Below are 21,561 nucleotides of genomic sequence, written 5' to 3'. Positions count from 1 at the left end.
AAATATAAAAGAAAAAAATTTTCAGAAAAGGTGATTAGATGTTAGATGTAGTTAAGGGGAAATTAATAGTATCTTGCCAGGCGTTAGTGGACGAGCCTTTACATAGTTCGTTTATTATGGGAAGAATGGCTAAGGCTGCAAAAGAAGGTGGGGCAGTAGGTATAAGAGCACAAGGAGTTAATGATATTAATGAAATAAAAAAGGTAACAGGGCTACCTGTTATTGGAATAATTAAAGTAAACTATAATGACTCAGATATTTATATAACACCTACTAAAAAAGAAATCGATGATCTTCTTACCACTGAATGTGAAATGATAGCATTAGATGCAACGGGAAGAAGAAGACCAAATGATGAAAAACTTAAGGATTTAGTAGATTATATACATGAAAATAATAGATTAGCTATGGCAGATATATCAACATTAGAAGAAGGTGTAGAAGCAGAAAAACTTGGATTTGATTGTGTTTCAACAACACTTTCTGGATATACACCATATTCAACACAAAGTGATGAAGCAGACTTTGAATTATTAAAGAAGTTGGTAAAAACAGTAAATATTCCTGTTATTTGTGAAGGGAAAATAAATACACCAGAAGATTTGAGACAAGCTTTTGATTTAGGAGCACACTCAGCTGTAGTTGGCGGTGCAATAACAAGACCGCAACAAATAACTAGAAGATTTACAAATGTTTTAAAATAAATAATTTTAAAAAGGTTTTATTGGGAGGTTTTATATTATGAAAGGTATTTATTCAGCTTTATTAGTTTCATTCGATAAGGAAGGAAATATAAATGAAAAGGGATTAAGAGAAATAATTAGACATAATATTGATGTATGTAAAATTGATGGTCTTTATGTTGGGGGAAGTACTGGTGAAAACTTTATGCTTTCAACTGATGAAAAGAAAAGAATATTTGAAATAGCTATGGATGAAGCGAAAGGACAAGTTAAACTGATTGCTCAGGTAGGTTCAGTTAATTTAAAGGAAGCAGTTGAACTTGCAAAATTTACAACTGACTTAGGATATGACGCAATATCAGCAGTTACACCATTCTATTATAAATTTGATTTCAAGGAAATTAAACATTATTATGAAACAATAATAAATTCAGTTGATAATAAACTTATTATATATTCAATACCATTTTTAACAGGTGTAAATATGTCAATAGATCAATTTGCAGAGCTTTTTGAAAATGAGAAGATAATAGGTGTTAAATTCACAGCAGCAGACTTCTATTTATTAGAGCGTATGAGAAAGGCATTCCCAGATAAATTAATTTTTGCAGGATTTGATGAGATGATGTTGCCAGCAACAGTATTAGGAGTTGATGGGGCTATAGGTTCAACATTTAATGTTAATGGAGTTCGTGCAAGACAAATTTTTGAAGCTGCACAAAAGGGTGATATAAAAACTGCATTAGAAGTTCAACATGTAACTAATGATTTAATTACAGATATATTAAATAATGGATTATATCAAACAATTAAATTAATTTTACAAGAGCAAGGTGTAGATGCAGGATATTGCAGACAACCAATGAAAGAAGCAACAGAAGAAATGATTGAAAAGGCAAAGGAAATAAATAAGAAATACTTTTAATTTTTAGTAATTAAAATAAAACTTCATAACTTAACTAATTAATTAGTTAAGTTATGAAGTCAAAAAAGCAAAAGGGGAGAAAATGAGATGCAAGGTTTTACAAAGATTGACTTAGTTGTTTTAGTTGTTTATTTAGGACTTGTGTTATTTGCTGGATTAAAGTTTTCAAAGAAAGAAATGAAAGGAAAGGAATTCTTTAGAGGTGATGGAACAATTCCTTGGTGGGTTACTTCAGTTTCAATATTTGCAACTCTTTTAAGTCCAATTTCATTTTTATCTTTAGCAGGTAACTCTTATAAAGGTACATGGATAATGTGGTTTGCTCAATTAGGTATGTTTGTAGCTGTACCGCTTACAATAAGATATTTCTTACCAGTTTATAGTAGATTAGATATTGATACAGCGTATGAATATTTAGAAATAAGATATAAAGATAAAGGGCTTAGAATTCTTGGTGCTATAATGTTTATTATTTATCAAGTTGGACGTATGGCAATAATTATGTATTTACCATCAATGGTTTTAGCTAATCTTACAGGAATAAACGTTAATGTACTTATCATTGCAATGGGTGTTATTGCAATAATTTATTCATACACAGGTGGATTAAAGTCAGTATTATGGACAGATTTTATTCAAGGTTGTGTACTTATAGCAGGTATTATATTTTCATTAATATTCTTAGTTTCAACAATTAACGGTGGTTTTGGAGCAGTTATGGGAGAATTAACTGAAGGTGGAAAATTCTTAGCTTCAAATGAACCAATATTCGATCCAAATATATTAAAGACAAGTGTATTCTTATTAATTGTTGGTGGAGGTTTAAATACTTTTTCATCATATATTTCAAGTCAAGATATAGTGCAAAGGTTTACAACAACTACTGATATAAAACAATTAAAGAAAATGACTTATGGAAACTTAATTTTATCATTAGTAGTAGCAACTATATTCTATTTAATTGGAACAGCATTATTTGTATTCTATAAACAAAATCCTGAATTATTACAAACAGCTCAACAAGATCAAATATTTGCTTCATATATAGCATATCAATTACCTGTTGGTATTACTGGTATTGTACTTGCAGCAATTTATGCAGCAGCTCAATCAACACTTTCAACTGGATTAAACTCAGTTGCAACAAGCTGGACTTTAGATATTCAAAAATATATATCAAAAGATATGTCAATGGAAAAACAAACAAAGCTTGCTCAATATATATCACTTGGTGTTGGTATAGCTTCAATAGGTATGTCAATTATGCTTGCAAATGGAGGAGTTAAATCAGCTTATGAATGGTTTAATGGATTTATGGGACTTGTACTTGGAGTTTTAGCAGGAATATTTGTATTAGGTATATTCTTTAGAAAAGCAACAAAAGCAGGAGCGTATGCTGGATTTATAGCATCAGCAGTAGCTGTTGTAGTATGTAAATACGGTGGATTTGATGTAAGTATATGGTCATATTCAATTATTTCAATTGGTGTATCTGTAATAGTTGGAATGATAGTATCATTAATGACTCAATCACAAGTTGTTGATGAAAAAACTCAAAGAGAAGCTACAGTTTACTATAAAGAAAAGGATAAAGAAGAAAAAAATAGAGAAGCAGCTTTATCATAAATTTAAATTTAATTTCTTTATATTTAGGAGGAAATGAAATGATATTCGGAAATTTAAAGGATATAGAAAGATATGGATTTTTAGAAAATCTTGTTAAGGAAGCACTATTACATGCTAAAGAGAATAATGTTATAAATTATGAGGCTGGTAGTCATGAAATTGATGGAAAAAAACTTTTCTTAAATAGAGTTAATTATACTACCAAAAATAAAGAAGAGAGATTTTGGGAAGGACATAAAAAATATATAGATGTTCATGTAGTGTTTGAGGGAAAAGAAAGAATAAATTTAAATTTTAAAGATAATTTAAGTTTTAAAAAGTATGTTGAAGAAGACGATTTCCTTGAATTTGAAGGAGATGAGAATTCTACAGTAGTTCTTGAAAAAGATGACTTTTTAATATGCTATCCAGAGGATATTCATATGACCTGTTTAAAAGCAGATGAAAAAGAAAGCAATGTTAAAAAGGCAATTTATAAGGTGATATTATAAGTTTAAATATTTAGGTCTTTATATACCCTGTAGCACGTTAAAGTGCTATAGGGTATTAAGCTATTTAAAATTAAAAGGAGAGAATGATATGAATAAGCCTTTAATTGATGTATTTTTTTTAATAGGACAAAGTAATGCTCTTGGAATGGGAGATACAAATTATGCAATAACTCCAAATGGTAAATGTTTTGAGTACATTGAAGTAGATGAAATTATACCAATGAGAAAATTTTTAGAGTTATCTAGGGGAAATGGAACTATTGCACAAAATTTTTCTGTTAAGTGGAATGAATTAACAGATAATTACGTATGTTTTATACATAGTGCTGTAGATGGTTCTATGATAAAAAACTGGGGGCATGATAGATACAGTTATTTAATGAATGCATTAGATAAATATAAGGCTGGTATTGAAAAATTAAAAAAAATCTACACAATAAATAATCAAAGTGCTATTTGGATTCAAGGTGAAAGTGATGCTAAATATGGTGCGGATCCTTTATATTATAGAGAAAAATTAAAAGGATTAGTAAAAGATTTGGAGAATATAGGTATTGAAAAAGTATTTGTAAGTCTTACGGGATATTGGGAAGGTGTTGATGATAAAAGAGTTTACAATATTGCAGCTACACAAATTATTACTGCAGAAGAATGTGAAGATTTAATTGTAGCATCAAATTTAGCATTATCATTTAGAGAAAGAAATCTTTTAATTGATGAAGTACATTACTCACAAGAAGCTTTGAATGAACTTGGAGAAGAATTAGCTAATAATATTTATAACTATTATTATGGAGATAAACAACTTAACTTTAAATATAAAATAGATTTAGAAAAAAATAAAAAATATATAAAAGAATTAATTAATTTATATGAGAATTTGTAGAGGTGATTTTTATGAGATTATTTGCTGGAATAGATATTGGAGGAACTAATATTAAATATGGAATTATAAATGAAAATGGTGATATATTAGAATCTTCAGAGAGACCAACAGAAGCTTATAAAGGTGGTATTAGTATAATAGATAAAGTCAAAGAGATAATTCATGGATTTAAAGAAAGTTATAATATAGATGGTATATGTGTATCAACTGCAGGAATGGTATGTCCTAAAGAAGGTAAAATATTATATGCAGGACCTACTATTCCAAATTATATTGGAGTTGAAATTAAAAAAATCTTAGAAGAAGAATTTGAAATTCCTTGTACTGTTGAAAATGATGTTAACAGTGCTGCTCTTGGAGAACTTTGGCTTGGAGCTGGAAAAGGTAAAAAGTCAATGGTTTGTATAACTGTTGGAACAGGAATTGGTGGAGCAGTTGTATTAGATGGAAAAGTTGTACATGGATTTACTAATTCAGCAGGAGAGATAGGATATATGATAGTTGATGGAGAAGAAATTCAAAAGGTTGCATCAACAACTGCGTTGGTAAATAGTGTAGCTAAGAAAAAAGGAATAGATTCTTCAAAATTAAATGGAAAAGAAATAGTTAAAGGTTATGAAAATGGTGATGCTATTTGTATTGAAGAAATAGAAAAAATTGCTGATATAATAGCACATGGAATATCTAATGTAGTATATTTATTTAATCCAGAGGTTGTAGTTTTAGGTGGAGGAATTATGGCTAGAGAAGATATTTTAAGACCTTTAATAGAAAATTATTTAAAGAAATATTTAATACAATCAGTTTATGAAAATACTAATATACAATTTGCTAAGCTTAAAAATACAGCGGGTATGGTTGGAGCAGTTTATAATTTTAAAAATTACGTATAAATAAACATGATATAAAGAAGCTAAATAGAATTATTTAGTTCCTTTATATAACTATGCTCATATTCGATAATAAACTATAATAATTAATATATCTAATTATGATAATATTATTATGTAAAAAATTAATAAAAATAAAACTTAATTGTAAATTTTATGCATATTTTGTAATGATATTACTAATGATGATATACTTGTTATAAGTGTTAAGCGAAATAAATATTAAAAGAGGTATATCAAATATGGGAATATTAAGTCAATTAGAAAAGCCTAAATTTAGAGCGACAAAGTCAGATAAAGCATTAATTGAATATATAAAGACGGATTTAGATAATTTTATATATAAATCAATATCAGTAATAGCAAGTGAATCTAATGTTGGAGAAGCAACTATAACTAGATTTACAAAGAAAATGGGCTTTAGTGGATTTCAAGATTTTAAGGTTACTTTAGCTAAAGAGTTATCTGTAAAGAAAAATACTAGTGCTATAAGCTCACATGTTCATAAAGATGAAGGAGTTATAGAAACCGCAAATAAGCTTTTAAAATCAACCATTGATATATTAGAAGGAACTACAGAAAAAATTAATTCAAATACGATAAATTTATGTAAGAATTTAATAATGAATTCTAAAAGAATTTATTTTGTAGGAATAGGATATTCAGGGGTTGTAGCTACAGATATAAATTATAAGTTTATGAGAATTGGATTTAATAGTACTCCTATAACAGATAGTCATACAATGGTTATAATGTCTTCAATTATGAATAGTGATGATGCAATAATAGCTGTATCTCATTCTGGAGTAACAAAGGAAATAGTTAAAACAGTTCAGCAAGCAAAGGAGAATGGGGTTAAAATAATTACATTAACAGAGGATACTGATAATCCTTTAAGAAGACTTGCAGATTATGAGCTTACTTATGTATCTGGTGAAACTATTCTTGAAACAGGATCAATATCATCAAAAATACCACAAATATTTTTGTTAGACTTAGTTTATACTGAAGTTATAAAAGAAATGTTTAATGAGGCTGTTGAAAGAAAGGTTAAAACAACAAATGCTATTGAAGTATATAATGATAGCATTTAATTAAAGATTTATAATTTTATTAAACTACTATAAATACTTTTTTAAGTAAAATAGTAGTTTTTTTATTTGAATAATTTCAATAATGTGGTAATATTTAAATTAAATGTATTAAATTCAAAAAACTTTAATTGAATTGTAATAATAAATTAGTAATATTAATATTACTTTTCTATACAATAAGTATGAGGGCTTTTTTGGAATGATATTATATTTATTAACATTAAGACCAAAATAATAATATATATTTTAATTAAGCTTTGTAGTAGCATATAAATAAATAATTTTTTAAAGGAAGCGATGTTTAAATGATGATGAATAATCATAAAATGATAGCAGACTATATATTAGATAATATGAGAGAAGATAGATTACATTTAATAAATAGAAAGAGATTTATATGGGGAAATATAAAACCAGATTGTGCCTCAAGATATAAGTTTAAAAAACATTATTATGATGAAAGTATAGATATGATACTTGAGATGATTGATAGATTATCATCTCTTACAGTAACAGATATTATGAATGACAGTAGTGTTGGAAAGTTTAGTGGGGTTTTAGGGGTTGTATGTCACTTCTTAACTGATTATTATTGTTTACCTCATTATGAAAGATGGGAATTCAAAAATTCAATGAAACCTCATGTTTTATACGAAAGAGAACTTTCTAAGGTTTCTAAAAATTATGAAATAAATGTAATTAAAAATAATAGATTAAATAGAGGCAATGTAAAACAATTTATAGAAGAAACTTTAGAGCTATATAGATTTGAAGAAAGCTATGAAAATGACTTAAACTTTGCATATTATGTATGTACTAATGTAGTTAATATGATTATAGAATCCGTAGTAGCAAATGAGCAAAGAAGAGAATTAGCAATGTAAAATTAATATGGATATAGATTATATATGTGTAATATACATATACAGTCTATATCCTTTTTTAGTGACATAAACTTTTTTATGTAAGTATATTAATATAATTTATAAAAATGTTAATTATAAATTTAAAAATAATTCTTAGTAAAATGGTTGCATATTTGAAAATAAAATCATATAATGAACATATGAACAATCACTCATATATAAGGGGGAATTTTATGCAAGAAGTTTATATGGATAAATGTTCAGCTAATATAACACATCCAGACGGAATCGAATATGTAAGAGAGAGACTACCTAAGGAAGAAACTTTATATGATTTAGCAGAACTTTTTAAAGTTTTTGGAGATACAACAAGAATTAAAATAATATGTGCACTTTATGAAAGGGAGCTGTGTGTTTGTGATATAGCAACACTTTTAAATATGACTCAATCAGCAGTATCACATCAATTAAGAACTTTAAAAGCAGCAAGGCTTGTTAAGTTTAGGAGAGAAGGTAAATCAGTTTTTTATTCATTAGATGATGAGCATATTATGAGAATATTTAATGAAGGATTAAATCACGTTAATGAATAAAAGGAGGGATCATATATGGAAAGTAAAAGATTAAAATTATCTTTAAATGGCTTAGATTGTGCAAATTGTGCAGGTAAAATAGAAAGTATAGTAAGCGAATTTCCAGAAGTGAAAGAAGCAAGTTTAAACTTTTCATTTAAATTATTAATAGTAAAATATGATGAGAATTTTACTGAAAGTTATATGATAGATAAGATAAGAAAGGTTGTTAAAGATTTAGAACCGCATGTTGAAGTAGTTAAATATTCAATTAATCAATCTAATTCTAAGTTTAGAAATTCATTATCTATTTGTACTGATGCTTGTTGTACTACAGATAGCACTTATAGTGAACATCATCACAGTGATGAAATGAATAAAAGTGAACAAGAGGGTATACCTAAAAAAGAAGAAAATAAAATAATAGTTTTTTTAAAAGAAAATTTTAGGCTTATATTTGGTATAGTATTTTTTGTAATTGGAATGATATTTGATGAAAATATACCTTTACTTTTAATTTCATATATATTAGTAGGAAGTGAAGTTTTATTAAGTGCATTTAAAAATATTATAAGAGGTAAAATATTTGATGAAAACTTTCTAATGAGTATAGCAACAATAGGTGCTATAGCAATAGGACAATATCCTGAAGGTGTCGCAGTTATGCTTTTTTATGAAATAGGAGAATTATTCCAAGGCTATGCTGTAAATAGATCAAGAAAATCTATATCAGAACTTATGGATATAAAAGCTGAATATGCTAATTTAGAAAGAGATAATAAAATTGTACAAGTATCACCAGAGGGTGTGAGTATTGGAGATATTATAGTTATAAAACCTGGTGAAAGAGTTCCTCTTGATGGAATAATATTATCTGGAAAAACTTTAATAGATTCATCAGCACTTACAGGTGAATCAGTACCAATAAGCAAAACAAAAGGGGATGAACTTTTAGCAGGTTCTATAAATAATACTGGAACTATAAAAGTTAAAGTAACAAAGGTATTTGAAGATTCAACTGTAGCAAGAATATTAGAACTTGTTCAAAATGCAAGTAGTAAAAAAGCTTCAACAGAAAAGTTTATAACAAAATTTGCTAGGTATTATACTCCGATTGTAGTATTTTCTGCTGTAGCATTAGCTATAATACCACCATTATTAACAGGAGATAGTTTTGATGAATGGTTATATAGAGCATTAATATTTTTAGTTGTTTCTTGTCCTTGTGCGTTAGTTGTGTCAGTTCCTTTAGGATTATTTGCAGGAATAGGTGGAGCTTCAAAAAAAGGAATATTAATTAAAGGTGGAAATTATTTAGAAGCACTTAAAGATGTTGACATAGTTATATTTGATAAAACAGGTACTTTAACAAAAGGTGTATTTAAAGTAACAAAAATAAATAATATAGATATATCAAAATCTGATCTTTTAAAGTATGCAGCAACTTGTGAAAAATTTTCTAATCATCCAATAGCTAAATCAATTGTTGATGAGTATAAATTATCAAGTAATAGTGATATAGATGATAATGTAATTGAAAGACAAGAAGAAGTTTCAGGTAAAGGTGTAATAGTTAGAGCTTACAATAAAAATATACTAGTTGGTAATAAAAAGCTTATGAAATTAAATGGTATTGACGTTCCAGAGGTTAATGAAATAGGAACTATAGTATATGTTTCAATAGATAATGAATATAAAGGTAATATAATTATTTCAGATCAAATAAAAGATGATGCAAAGAGTGCTATAGATAATCTTAAATTAATTGGTGTAAATAAAATAGTTATGTTAACTGGAGATAGTAAAAAGGTTGCAGATAAAGTTTCAAATGAGTTAGGAATAACAGAATATTATTCAGAATTATTACCAGATAATAAAGTTGAAAAAGTTGAAGAAATATTAAAGAGTAAAAAGACAGGAAAACTTGCATTTGTTGGAGATGGTATAAATGATGCCCCTGTACTTGCAAGAGCAGATGTTGGAGTAGCTATGGGAGGAATAGGTTCAGATGCTGCTATAGAAGCTGCAGATGTTGTTCTTATGAAAGATGAACCTTCAACATTAGTGGATTCAATTAAGATAGCAAGAAAGACTAATAAAATATTATGGCAAAATATAATATTTTCATTAGGTGTAAAAATATTAGTATTAGTACTTGCCACTCTTGGAGATGCAAATATGTGGGAAGCAGTATTTGCAGATGTAGGTGTAACATTAATTGCAGTATTAAATTCAATGAGAGCACTTAGATTATAAAATTTAAAAGTATTTAAAAGACTTTTAAAAATATATTTTGTTTAATATAAAATTAGCGTAAAGTTATGATATTTATATTGTAGTTTTACGCTAATTATTAATTTATATAAATATATTTTTTTGTAAATAATATTAAACACTTTGATTTATAAAAGATTATGAATTATAATATGTGTTACGAAATTATAAATTACAAATATTATTAAAAATAAGAAATTATATTTTAGTATCTATATATAAATTATGCCTAAAAAAATATTATATCCTATCTAATCCTTTAAATACAGGTAATTCCATTGACAAAGGTAGAAAAGAAAAGTATAATCTACTACGGTAAATCTTTCAGGCAAAACAAGATGGGTAGCATACAGGAATTTTTCCTGTTGTAGAGTTTAAAACTTTACATCTTATTCAAGCAAAGTTTATATATAAGATGGGCGTCTTATATATAAACTTTATTTTTTATAATAAAATTGGATTATTTTAATTAAATTATGGTAATATATATAATGATAGTTAAAAATTTAACTCTCAATTATAGAGTTTTATATAATTATGTTTAATCAAATATAAAAATTAATAAGGAGATACGTATGGAAAAAAAGAAATCTATTTCTATGGCTGTGATTAAGAGACTGCCTAAATATCACAGATATTTAAATGAATTATTAAAAAATGATGTAGACAGAATATCTTCAAAGGAATTAGGAGAAAAAATAGGCTTTACAGCTTCTCAAATACGTCAAGATTTAAACTGTTTTGGTGATTTTGGACAACAAGGATATGGATATAATGTACGTGAATTAGCAAGTCAAATAAGTACTATATTGGGATTGGATAAAGAGTATAATGCAGTAATAATTGGTGCTGGTAATATAGGTCAAGCAATAGCCAACTATACTAGATTTAGTAAAATGAACTTTAAGTTAAAGGCTATATTTGATGCTAATCCTAAATTACTTGGAATGAGAATAAGAGATGTTGAAATACAGGATATTGACAACTTAGAAGGGTTTTTAAAAGATAACAAAATAGACGTTGGAGTAATATGTGTACCTAAAATTAATGCACAAAGAGTTTGTGATACTTTAGTCGAAGGTGATGTAAAAGGAATATGGAATTTTGCACCTGTAGATTTAATTGTTCCAGAAAATATAACTGTTGAAAATGTACATTTAAGTGAAAGTTTATTAACTTTAATATATTTATTACATGATAAGAATAATAAATAATAGCTTTAAAGCTAGATAAAATAAGAGGTTTTGAGGAATTGTAAAAAAATACACAAAATTTTAGAATGATATTGCAAAAAATTTAACAAAGTATTATAATTGTAATTGAAGTTGAGAGACTTCAATTATTTTTTAGTTAGATTTGTTAATATTATAACAAACAATTGAAAAATAATTACAAAATTTCAAGTTTTTAATGTTTGATAAAGTGAAAATTAGAAAAATATTCAAATAATGTATATTAATTGGGTTGTGAAAAAAGGGAGGCTTTATTAATGGAATTAAAGAATGTAATTCTTCAAAAAGAAGGAAATTTAGCTATCGTAACTATAAACAGACCAAAAGCATTAAATGCTTTAAATTCAGAAACATTAAAAGATATTAATACAGTTGTTGAAGATTTAGAAAAGGATAACAACATAACTTGTGTTATATTAACTGGATCTGGAGAAAAATCTTTTGTTGCGGGTGCTGATATTTCAGAAATGAAAGATTTAAACGAAGAACAAGGAAAAGAATTTGGTATTTTAGGTAACAAAGTATTTAGAAGATTAGAAAAATTAGACAAGCCAGTTATAGCTGCTATCTCAGGATTTGCACTAGGTGGTGGATGTGAACTTGCAATGTCATGTGATATAAGAATAGCTTCAGAAAAAGCTAAATTTGCTCAACCAGAAGCAGGTCTTGGAATAACTCCAGGATTTGGTGGAACTCAAAGATTAGCAAGATTAGTTGGAGAGGGAAAAGCAAAAGAACTTATTTATACATGCGATATGATAAAAGCTGATGAAGCTTTAAGAATAGGATTAGTTAATAAAGTGGTTCCTTTAGAAAATTTAATGGATGAAGCAAAAGCTATGGCTGAAAAAATAATGGCCAATGCTCCAATAGCTGTTAAGTTATGTAAAGATGCAATCGGAAGAGGAATGCAAGTAAGTATAGATGAAGGAATAATGATAGAAGCAGAAGACTTTGGTAAATGTTTCAGTACAGAAGACCAAGTTGAAGGTATGACTGCTTTTATGGAAAGAAGAGCTAAAAACTTCCAAAACAAATAATGAAATAGAATATATAAATTCACTAATAGATTTAGGTGTATTATTAGGAGGGTAATTTAAATGAATTTCCAATTAACTAGAGAACAAGAATTAGTAAGACAAATGGTTAGAGAATTCGCTATAAACGAAGTAAAACCAATTGCGGCTGAAATTGATGAAACAGAAAGATTCCCAATGGAAAACGTTAAAAAAATGGCTAAGCTTGGTATGATGGGAATACCTTTTAGTAAAGAATTTGGTGGAGCTGGTGGAGATGTACTTTCATATATCTTAGCAGTTGAAGAATTATCAAAAGTATGTGGTACAACAGGAGTTATACTTTCAGCTCACACTTCACTTTGTGCTTCATTAATAAATGAATTTGGTAAGCCAGCACAAAAAGAAAAATATTTAATACCTCTTGCAAAGGGAGAAAAAATTGGAGCATTCGGGTTAACTGAACCAGGTGCTGGTACTGATGCAGCAGGACAACAAACAACTGCAGTTTTAGATGGAGATAACTACATCTTAAATGGATCAAAAATATTCATAACAAATGGTGGAGTTGCTGAAACTTTCATAATATTTGCTATGACAGATAAATCAAAAGGAACAAAAGGAATATCAGCATTTATAGTTGAAAAAGATTTCCCAGGATTCTCAATTGGTAAAGTAGAAGATAAGATGGGTATAAGAGCATCATCAACTACAGAATTAATTATGGAAAATTGTATAGTTCCAAAAGAAAACCTAATTGGACAAGAAGGTAGAGGATTTGGAATTGCAATGAAAACTTTAGATGGTGGTAGAATTGGTATCGCATCTCAAGCTTTAGGAATTGCAGAAGGAGCTTTAGAAGAAGCTATTAACTATATGAAAGAAAGAAAACAATTCGGAAGATCATTAACAGCATTCCAAGGATTACAATGGATGGTTGCTGAAATGGATACAAAAATAGAAGCTGCAAGAAACTTAGTATACAAAGCAGCATACAAAAAACAAGCAGGACTTCCATATTCAGTTGATGCTGCAAGAGCAAAATTATTTGCTGCAGGTGTAGCTATGGAAGTAACAACTAAAGCAGTTCAATTATTCGGAGGATATGGATACACTAAAGAATATCCAGTTGAAAGAATGATGAGAGATGCTAAGATAACAGAAATTTATGAAGGAACTTCAGAAGTTCAAAAGATGGTTATCGCAGGAAGCAAGTTAAGATAAGGGAGGCCTTTTAATAATGAATATAGTAGTTTGTTTAAAACAAGTTCCAGATACAACAGCAGTAAAAATAGATCCTAAAACAGGAACACTTATAAGAGATGGTGTACCATCAATAATAAATCCAGAAGATAAACATGCTTTAGAAGCAGCACTTCAAATAAAAGAAAATAATGGAGCAAAGGTTACTGTAGTAAGTATGGGACCTCCACAAGCAGAAAGTGCATTAAGAGAAGCTTTATGTATGGGAGCTGATGAAGCAGTACTTATAACAGATAGAGCTTTCGCAGGAGCTGATACATTAGCAACTTCAAAAGCATTAGCAGGAGCTATTAAGAAGTTAGAATACGATATAATATTTGCTGGTAGACAAGCAATTGACGGAGATACAGCTCAAGTAGGACCAGAAATAGCAGAACATTTAAATATTCCACAAGTAACTTATGTTCAAGATGTAAAAGTTGAAGAAGATGGATTATTAATAAATAGAGCATTAGAAGATGGATATGAATTAATAAAAGTTAATACACCATGTCTTTTAACTGCAATAGAAGAATTAAATAAGCCAAGATACATGAATGTTGGATTAATATTTGATACAAAGGATTCAAAAATCACAATCTGGTCAGCAGATGATATAGATGTAGATAAGGCAGAATTAGGTCTTAAAGGATCACCAACAAAGGTTAAGAAGTCAATGACTAAGGAAATGAAGGGCGCTGGCGAATTAATTAAAGAAGGTCCAAAAGACGCAGCTAAATACGTTATCGGAAAATTAAAAGAAAAACACTACATCTAAATTTGGGAGGTAATTTAACAATGAATATAGCAGATTACAATGGCGTTTGGGTATTTGCTGAACAAAGAGAAGGCGAATTACAAAAAGTATCATTAGAGTTATTAGGTGAAGGTAGAAAAATTGCAAATAAATTAGGAGTTAAACTTACAGCTTTATTATTAGGTAAAGATATAAAAGGTTTAGCAAATACATTAGGAGAAAATGGTGCTGATGAGGTTATCGTATGTGATAATGCTTTATTAGAACATTATACAACTGACGGATATACAAAAGTTATTTGCGACTTAGCTAATGAAAGAAAACCTGGAATATTATTTATAGGAGCTACTTTTATAGGAAGAGATTTAGGACCAAGAGTTGCAGCAAGATTATCAACAGGATTAACTGCTGACTGTACACAATTAGATGTTGTAGTTGAAAATGGAGATCTTTTAGCTACAAGACCAGCATTTGGTGGAAACTTAATGGCAACAATTGCTTGTCCAGATCATAGACCACAAATGGCTACAGTAAGACCTGGAGTTTTTGCAAAAGTAGAAGAAAAAAATTCAAACTTTAAGGTTGAAGAAGCTAAAGTTAATTTAACTGAAGCTGATATTAGAACTAAAGTTGTTGAAATAGTAAAAGAAACTAAAGAAGTTGTAGATATAAGTGAAGCTAACTTTATCGTAGCTGGCGGTAGAGGAATGGGAAGCAAAGAAAACTTCGAAAAATTACATGAATTAGCAGAAGTTTTAGAAGGATCAGTAGCAGCTTCAAGAGGAGCTGTTGATAAAGGATGGATAGAAAGAGATTACCAAGTTGGTCAAACTGGTAAAACTGTAAGACCAAATATATATATTGCTTGTGGTATCTCAGGAGCTATTCAACACGCAGCTGGTATGCAAGATTCAGATATGATTATAGCAATTAATAAAGATGAAACTGCTCCAATTATGAAAATTGCTGATTATGCAATAGTTGGAGATATAAATAAAGTATTACCAGAGCTTATAGCTCAGTTCAAAGAAGTAAAATAATAACTTTCAACTTGAATTTTAGGAGGGTACGAAAATGAAAAAGGTATTTGTTTTAGGTGCTGGAACAATGGGAGCTGGAATAGTTCAAGCTTTCGCACAAAAAGGTTATGAAGTAATAGTTAGAGACATAAAAGATGAATTTGTTGAAAGAGGATTATCAGGAATCAACAAAAATCTTACTAGACTAGTTACTAAAGGAAAAATCACTGAAGAAGCTAAAGAAGAAATCTTAAGCAGAATTTCAGGAACAACTGATATGGCTTTAGCTGCAGATTGTGATTTAGTAGTAGAAGCTGCTATCGAAAATATGAAAATTAAAAAAGAAATATTTGCAGAGTTAGATAAAATATGTAAACCAGAAACTATCTTAGCTTCAAATACTTCATCATTATCAATAACAGAAGTTGCATCAGCTACAGGAAGACCTGATAAAGTTATCGGAATGCACTTCTTTAACCCAGCTCCAGTAATGAAGCTAGTTGAAATCATCAGAGGAATAGCTACAAGCCAAGAAACTTTTGATGCAGTTAAAGAATTATCAGTAGCAATTGGAAAAGAGCCTGTAGAAGTAGCAGAAGCTCCAGGATTTGTAGTAAACAGAATTTTAATTCCAATGATTAATGAAGCAACATTTATCCTTCAAGAAGGAATAGCTTCAGCAGAAGATATAGACACAGCTATGAAATATGGTGCTAACCACCCAATGGGACCTTTAGCATTAGGAGATTTAATAGGACTAGACGTATGTCTCGCTATTATGGATGTTTTATATACAGAAACAGGGGATAATAAATATAGAGCATCAAGCCTTTTAAGAAAGTATGTTAGAGCTGGATGGCTTGGAAGAAAAACAGGAAAAGGATTCTTCGATTATAGTAAATAATAACTTATTTTATACACAATTAAAAACTACACTTGATAAAACTACACTTTTAATAAGGAGATAATAAATTTATTATCTCCTTAATTTATTATTATACTTTACATAGAAATTTATTTATAATAAATTAAAAAACAAATGAAGAAAGATGGTGTAAAAAATTGAATAAAAAATTATTTAAGGGGTTAGCATTTATTTTGCTCACGAGTTCTGTTTGGATTGGAAGTACAATTAAAGCTTATGCTTGGGATGGAAAAATTGATGGGACAGGAACCCATTCTATGATAGTTACTCAAGCAATTAAAGTTCTAGAGAATGACTTGTCAAATAATGAACCAGAAATAATAAGAAAAAATTTAAACATATTAAAGAGTAATTTACATGAATTGCAATTAGGTTCTACATATCCAGATTATGATCCTAATGAGTATGATTTATATCAAGATCATTTCTGGGATCCAGATACAGAAAATAACTTTACAAAAGATAATAAATGGTATTTAGCTTATTCAATACCAGATACGGGGGAATCACAATTAAGAAAATGTTCAGCTTTAGCAAGAAATGAGTGGAAAAAGGGGAATTATAAAAAAGCTGCTTTTTATTTAGGGGAAGCTATGCATTATTTTGGTGATATAGATACACCATACCATCCATCAAATGTTACTGCAGTTGATAGTTTAGGGCATGTTAAATTTGAAACTTTTGCAGAAGAAAGAAAAGAAAATTATAAAATAGAAACTTCAGGAAGTAAAACAAATGAAGAATTTTATCAAAGTATTATAAAAGACAAGGATTTTAATGGTTGGTCTAAAGAATATTGTAGAGGTTTTGCTAAAAAAGCAAAATCATTATATTATAGCCATGCTAATATGAGTTGTAGCTGGGATGATTGGGATTATGCAGCTAAAATAACTTTATCTAACACTCAAAAGGGAACAGCAGGATATATATATAGATTTTTGCATGATGTAACTTTCAATAGTGATTCAATTGATAAAAATTTAAGTGAATTAGTTGTAATGATAAAAACAGCCAATGAAAAGGATGCTGGAACTGATGATTATATTTACTTTGGTATAGAAACAAAAGATGGAAGCAAGCAAGAATGGCAATTAGATAATCCGGGAGATGATTTTGCTAAAGGTGCTGAAGATACATATACATTAAAGATTAAAGATAAAAATATAAAATATAATGATATAAATAAAATGTGGGTTAGAAAAAGTAAGTTTACAAAAATAACTGATCAGTGGAAACCTGAATATATAAAAGTAATAGCTAATCAAAATGTTGAACTTGAAAAAAATATTAATGAATGGATATCAGGAAATAATACATACTTTATAAAATAATAAAAAACAGACACTTTAAATAAGTGTCTGTTTTTTTAGAATATATTTATATTGTAAAATGGTATTAATTATTAAAATAGTTCCTTATAAAGTATTTGTAAAACTTAAGTTAAGGTTTTGTGTAAATATAAAATTAATAAATTATAAGATATAAAATAAACAAATATTTGTGATATAATTAATAAATATAATTAGAGAATAATAATTACTGGTGGTGTTGAATTTGCTTATAGACAAAGCATTAAAGTTTTGGAATATAGAACATGATTTAAATTGTGCAGAATGTATATTATATGCTGCAAATGAAGAATATAATTTAGGACTTAATAAAAATTCTTTTAAAATGATGGCATCTTTTGGAGGAGGAATGGGGATTGGTTCTTCATGTGGTGCTGCAACAGGAGCAATAGCTGTTATTGGAATTATTTTTACTAATGATAGGGGGCATGAAAGTCCAATAGTTAGGGAGCTTTCAGCAGAATTCATGAATAGATTTTATAAAGAATTTAAAAGCTTAAATTGCATAGATATAAAGCATAAAAGAGAAGATGATGATAGAAGTTGTAAGTTTATTATAGAAACAGCAGCATCTATTTTGGATGATATAGTAAATGAAAACAATAGATAAGAAAAGGAGAGAATAATATGGATTTTAAAGAAGTTATTTTTGAAGATAATAAAGTTATATTAGAAGGAGTTAAAAATTTTAATATAAAGCAAATATTAGAGTGTGGACAATGTTTTAGATGGGAAAAAAAATCAGAACTTGATTACATAGTAATAGCTTACGGAAGGGTTATAGAAGTAGTGCAAGATGGAGATAAAGTTACTATTTTAAATTCAAATAAAGAAGATTTTAATAATATATGGCTTACATATTTTGATTTAGAAAGAGATTATAGCAAAATAAAAGAAGAACTTTCAAAGGATGAAATATTAAAAAAATCAGTTGATTTTGGTTATGGAATAAGACTTTTAAACCAAGATCCATTTGAACTTGTTATAAGTTTTATAATATCAGCTAGAAATAGTATACCTTCAATTAAAAAGACTATAAAGAAAATAAGTGAAAGATGGGGAGAAAAAATTGAGTATAATGGAGAGGTGTTTTATACTTTCCCAACTCCAGAGATGTTAAAGGATATTACAGAAGATGAAATAAGAGAAACTGGAGCTTCATTTAGAAGTAAGTATATTGTTGATACTGTATATAGAATAAATGAAGATTTAGAAAATAGTGATGGTATATATAATTTAGATAGAATAACATCATTAACTGATGATGAATGCCATGTAGCTCTTCAAGAATTTAAAGGGGTAGGAGCAAAAGTTGCTGATTGTATAATGTTATTTTCAATGAGCAAATATTCAGCTTTTCCAGTTGATGTTTGGGTTAAAAGAGCGATGATGCATTTTTATAATGCAGAAGAAGGTTCTTTAAATAAGATAAGAATATTTGCAAGAGATAAGTTTAAGGGTTTATCAGGATTTGCACAACAATATCTTTTTTATTATGCAAGAGAGAATAATATAAAAATAGATTAGGAAGTAAAAGGGACTAATTAATTTTTTAATTAGTCCTTTTTATATTTTAACGTTAAGCACGTTTTCTTCTATTTTTACATTTTTTAATTGGTATTATTGTATCTCCGGGAATCTTAACTATAAAATTAAGATATTTTTTAATATTTTCATCATTTCTAAGTCTATTAATTGAAAAAAGTCTTGCTGCAAGTTCTTTATTTGTATACAAAGCGTGTATTTGTTTATGGCATGTAGTACAAAGCATAACAGTATCTAAGTTTTTTCCACCCTTTTCTTTAGGTATTAAATGATGTTCCGTTAATTCAGGAACTATTCTATCGCATAGTTCGCAAGTTAATCTAGTTATCAAATAAATACCTCCTTTTATAAAGAAATTTATATTAATATCCTATTAATATTATATCAATAAATATTACTCTAATCAAAAGAAGAAATTACTAAGAGATAAAAATACTATTTATTTAATTTACAAAATATGGTAAAATATTATGGCAATGATTAATTTGGGGGTTAATTTATGTTTCAATTTGAAACTCAATTAAATAAGTTAAAACATGAAGTTTTAACTGAGGTAGCAAAACTTGCTAAAAGAGATATGTTAACTAAAGAGGAGATTGAGAAAATTCCTTATAAGATTATAAAGGGTGATAAAGCTATTTATAGATGTTGTGTATATAAAGAAAGGGCTATAGTTCAAGAAAGGGCAAAACTTGCAGCAGGATTTCTTTCTAATGGAGATATAGAAGATGGTGAGCTTATTGATATAAGACCAGACGAACAAATAATATATGTAATTGAGGCTGCTTGTGATAGGTGTCCAATAAATAAATATAATATTACAGATTCATGTAGAAATTGTTTAGCACACAAATGTAAAGAGGCATGTAACTTTGGAGCAATAACAGTAATAAGTGGAAGAGCTTATATAAATCAAGAACTTTGTAAGGAGTGTGGAATGTGCAAAAAAGCTTGTCCTTACGATGCTGTATCAGAAGTTATGAGGCCTTGTAGAAAGGCATGTCCAACAGGAGCAGTAACTATGAAACAAGAAGATAGAAAAGCTGTAATAAAAGAAGAATTATGCGTAAATTGTGGTGCATGTATGCAAGCATGTCCTTTTGGAGCTATATCAGATAAGAGTTTAATAGTTCCTGTTGCTAAAAGACTTGCTAGAAAAAGAAAGATGTATGCAGTAGTTGCACCTGCAATTACTGGACAGTTTGGTGCTAAAATAACTTATGGACAAATAAAAAGTGCAATTAAAAAATTAGGATTTGTTGATATGATAGAAGCTGCTTGCGGAGCTGATGGAGTTACAATTCATGAATGTGAAGAATTTAAAGAAAGAATAAATGAAGGAAAAAAATATATGACTAACTCATGTTGTCCTGCATTTTTAACATATATAGAAAAACTTTATGGAGATCAAAAAGAAAATATATCAAATACTGTTTCACCTATGGTTGCTACTGGAAGACTAATTAAAAATAGAGATAAGGATGCAAAGGTAGTGTTTATAGGACCGTGTACGGCTAAAAAAAGTGAATCAGTAAAGGAGGGGGTTAAGGATGCTATAGATTATGTATTGACTTTTGAAGAGCTTACAGCGCTATTTGATGCATTTGGTGTTAATCCTTGGGAATGTGAAGAGGAAGAAGTTTGTGACGCATCTATATTTGGTAGAGGATTTGGGATGCATGGAGGACTTACTTCATCAATAGAAAGTTATATAAGAGACAAAAATATAGATATAGATTTTAATCCTGTAAAAGTAGCAGGTGGAAATGAGATAAAAAAGGCTATGGCAATGGCCAAGATTGGAAGATTAAATGGTAATTTTATTGAAGGTATGATGTGTGAAGGTGGATGTATAAATGGTGCAGGAACAATTGTACCATCTATTAGAGCTAAATCTATATTTAATAAATTAAACAATTCAGGTTGTAAAAAATCAATTATAGATAATGATATAATAAATGAATTTGAGAGTATAAATTTAAATAGGAAGTAATTATTTATAAAATTATGAAATTTAGAGAAAATTAAAGTAAAATAAAATTAAATCAATATAATTAGGAATAAATAATAAAATTTGGATAAAAATATTTTAAGTAGAGTTTGAATTTATTTTATATAAAATATAATATAGTATTAGAATTAGCACTCAAGATTATAGAGTGCTAACAA

The 21,561-nt window shown here is 28.2% G+C and carries 21 protein-coding genes; 20 read left to right on the top strand and 1 reads right to left on the bottom strand.

Annotation, left to right across the window (positions count from 1 at the left end):
• The first annotated feature begins 38 nt into the window (after nucleotides 1–38).
• The 19 genes from AC4FQ1_RS09990 to AC4FQ1_RS09900 all read left to right on the top strand — a co-directional run bounded on the left by AC4FQ1_RS09990 (nucleotide 39) and on the right by AC4FQ1_RS09900 (nucleotide 19,374).
• Nucleotides 39–704, top strand: coding sequence for an N-acetylmannosamine-6-phosphate 2-epimerase (locus AC4FQ1_RS09990; RefSeq protein ID WP_491148787.1), 666 nt, complete (start codon nucleotides 39–41; stop codon nucleotides 702–704).
• 37 nt (nucleotides 705–741) lie between these two features.
• Nucleotides 742–1,608 (top strand): N-acetylneuraminate lyase, encoded by an 867-nt coding sequence (locus AC4FQ1_RS09985; protein ID WP_491148785.1) that lies wholly within the window; start codon nucleotides 742–744, stop codon nucleotides 1,606–1,608.
• Between the two features lie 87 nt (nucleotides 1,609–1,695).
• The gene (locus AC4FQ1_RS09980) at nucleotides 1,696–3,234 is read left to right on the top strand and encodes a sodium:solute symporter family protein (RefSeq protein ID WP_303129822.1); all 1,539 of its coding nucleotides are present in this window, start codon (nucleotides 1,696–1,698) and stop codon (nucleotides 3,232–3,234) included.
• Nucleotides 3,235–3,272: 38 nt separating this feature from the next.
• The gene (locus tag AC4FQ1_RS09975; RefSeq protein ID WP_303129820.1) at nucleotides 3,273–3,725 is read left to right on the top strand and encodes a NanQ anomerase/TabA/YiaL family protein; all 453 of its coding nucleotides are present in this window, start codon (nucleotides 3,273–3,275) and stop codon (nucleotides 3,723–3,725) included.
• 88 nt (nucleotides 3,726–3,813) lie between these two features.
• Nucleotides 3,814–4,611 (top strand): sialate O-acetylesterase, encoded by a 798-nt coding sequence (locus AC4FQ1_RS09970; RefSeq protein ID WP_491148782.1) that lies wholly within the window; start codon nucleotides 3,814–3,816, stop codon nucleotides 4,609–4,611.
• An 11-nt stretch (nucleotides 4,612–4,622) separates the two neighbouring features.
• Nucleotides 4,623–5,504, top strand: a complete 882-nt coding sequence (locus tag AC4FQ1_RS09965; protein ID WP_491169589.1) for an ROK family protein — start codon at nucleotides 4,623–4,625, stop codon at nucleotides 5,502–5,504.
• Between the two features lie 239 nt (nucleotides 5,505–5,743).
• The gene (locus AC4FQ1_RS09960; protein WP_491169588.1) at nucleotides 5,744–6,595 is read left to right on the top strand and encodes a MurR/RpiR family transcriptional regulator; all 852 of its coding nucleotides are present in this window, start codon (nucleotides 5,744–5,746) and stop codon (nucleotides 6,593–6,595) included.
• 305 nt (nucleotides 6,596–6,900) lie between these two features.
• On the top strand, nucleotides 6,901–7,479 hold the full coding sequence (locus AC4FQ1_RS09955; protein ID WP_303129812.1) for a zinc dependent phospholipase C family protein: 579 nt from the start codon (nucleotides 6,901–6,903) through the stop codon (nucleotides 7,477–7,479).
• Between the two features lie 230 nt (nucleotides 7,480–7,709).
• A complete protein-coding gene (locus AC4FQ1_RS09950; protein WP_491169623.1) occupies nucleotides 7,710–8,054 on the top strand; it encodes an ArsR/SmtB family transcription factor in 345 nt (114 codons plus the stop codon).
• Nucleotides 8,055–8,069: 15 nt separating this feature from the next.
• Nucleotides 8,070–10,289, top strand: a complete 2,220-nt coding sequence (locus tag AC4FQ1_RS09945; RefSeq protein WP_491169587.1) for a heavy metal translocating P-type ATPase — start codon at nucleotides 8,070–8,072, stop codon at nucleotides 10,287–10,289.
• Nucleotides 10,290–10,882: 593 nt separating this feature from the next.
• Nucleotides 10,883–11,521, top strand: a complete 639-nt coding sequence (locus AC4FQ1_RS09940) for a redox-sensing transcriptional repressor Rex (RefSeq protein WP_303129807.1) — start codon at nucleotides 10,883–10,885, stop codon at nucleotides 11,519–11,521.
• Between the two features lie 275 nt (nucleotides 11,522–11,796).
• Nucleotides 11,797–12,579: a short-chain-enoyl-CoA hydratase gene (locus AC4FQ1_RS09935; protein ID WP_491148774.1), complete on the top strand. Its 783-nt coding sequence runs from the start codon at nucleotides 11,797–11,799 to the stop codon at nucleotides 12,577–12,579.
• A 60-nt stretch (nucleotides 12,580–12,639) separates the two neighbouring features.
• Nucleotides 12,640–13,779 carry an acyl-CoA dehydrogenase gene (locus tag AC4FQ1_RS09930; RefSeq protein ID WP_491148772.1) on the top strand — a complete coding sequence of 380 codons (1,140 nt, stop codon included), beginning with the start codon at nucleotides 12,640–12,642 and terminating at the stop codon, nucleotides 13,777–13,779.
• Between the two features lie 16 nt (nucleotides 13,780–13,795).
• Nucleotides 13,796–14,575, top strand: a complete 780-nt coding sequence (locus AC4FQ1_RS09925) for an electron transfer flavoprotein subunit beta (RefSeq protein WP_491148771.1) — start codon at nucleotides 13,796–13,798, stop codon at nucleotides 14,573–14,575.
• 20 nt (nucleotides 14,576–14,595) lie between these two features.
• The gene (locus AC4FQ1_RS09920; protein ID WP_491169586.1) at nucleotides 14,596–15,594 is read left to right on the top strand and encodes an electron transfer flavoprotein subunit alpha/FixB family protein; all 999 of its coding nucleotides are present in this window, start codon (nucleotides 14,596–14,598) and stop codon (nucleotides 15,592–15,594) included.
• Between the two features lie 34 nt (nucleotides 15,595–15,628).
• Nucleotides 15,629–16,477 carry a 3-hydroxybutyryl-CoA dehydrogenase gene (locus AC4FQ1_RS09915; protein ID WP_491169585.1) on the top strand — a complete coding sequence of 283 codons (849 nt, stop codon included), beginning with the start codon at nucleotides 15,629–15,631 and terminating at the stop codon, nucleotides 16,475–16,477.
• A gap of 158 nt (nucleotides 16,478–16,635) precedes the next feature.
• Nucleotides 16,636–17,829 carry a phospholipase C gene (locus tag AC4FQ1_RS09910; protein WP_491169584.1) on the top strand — a complete coding sequence of 398 codons (1,194 nt, stop codon included), beginning with the start codon at nucleotides 16,636–16,638 and terminating at the stop codon, nucleotides 17,827–17,829.
• A 223-nt stretch (nucleotides 17,830–18,052) separates the two neighbouring features.
• Nucleotides 18,053–18,457 carry a C-GCAxxG-C-C family protein gene (locus AC4FQ1_RS09905; RefSeq protein WP_303130747.1) on the top strand — a complete coding sequence of 135 codons (405 nt, stop codon included), beginning with the start codon at nucleotides 18,053–18,055 and terminating at the stop codon, nucleotides 18,455–18,457.
• 17 nt (nucleotides 18,458–18,474) lie between these two features.
• Nucleotides 18,475–19,374, top strand: a complete 900-nt coding sequence (locus AC4FQ1_RS09900; protein ID WP_491148765.1) for a DNA-3-methyladenine glycosylase family protein — start codon at nucleotides 18,475–18,477, stop codon at nucleotides 19,372–19,374.
• Between the two features lie 52 nt (nucleotides 19,375–19,426).
• Here the strand turns inward: AC4FQ1_RS09900 and AC4FQ1_RS09895 are convergent, their stop codons facing one another.
• Nucleotides 19,427–19,723, bottom strand: a complete 297-nt coding sequence (locus tag AC4FQ1_RS09895) for an HNH endonuclease (RefSeq protein WP_303130745.1) — start codon at nucleotides 19,721–19,723, stop codon at nucleotides 19,427–19,429.
• Between the two features lie 168 nt (nucleotides 19,724–19,891).
• Here AC4FQ1_RS09895 and AC4FQ1_RS09890 point away from each other — a divergent pair, with 168 nt between their 5' ends.
• A complete protein-coding gene (locus AC4FQ1_RS09890) occupies nucleotides 19,892–21,385 on the top strand; it encodes a 4Fe-4S dicluster domain-containing protein (RefSeq protein WP_491169583.1) in 1,494 nt (497 codons plus the stop codon).
• Nucleotides 21,386–21,561: the final 176 nt, after the last annotated feature.

The organism is Clostridium sp. TJA020, assembly GCF_058310295.1.
The sequence above is the reverse complement of the archived record's forward strand: the minus strand, read 5'-3'. Positions and strand labels throughout refer to the sequence as shown.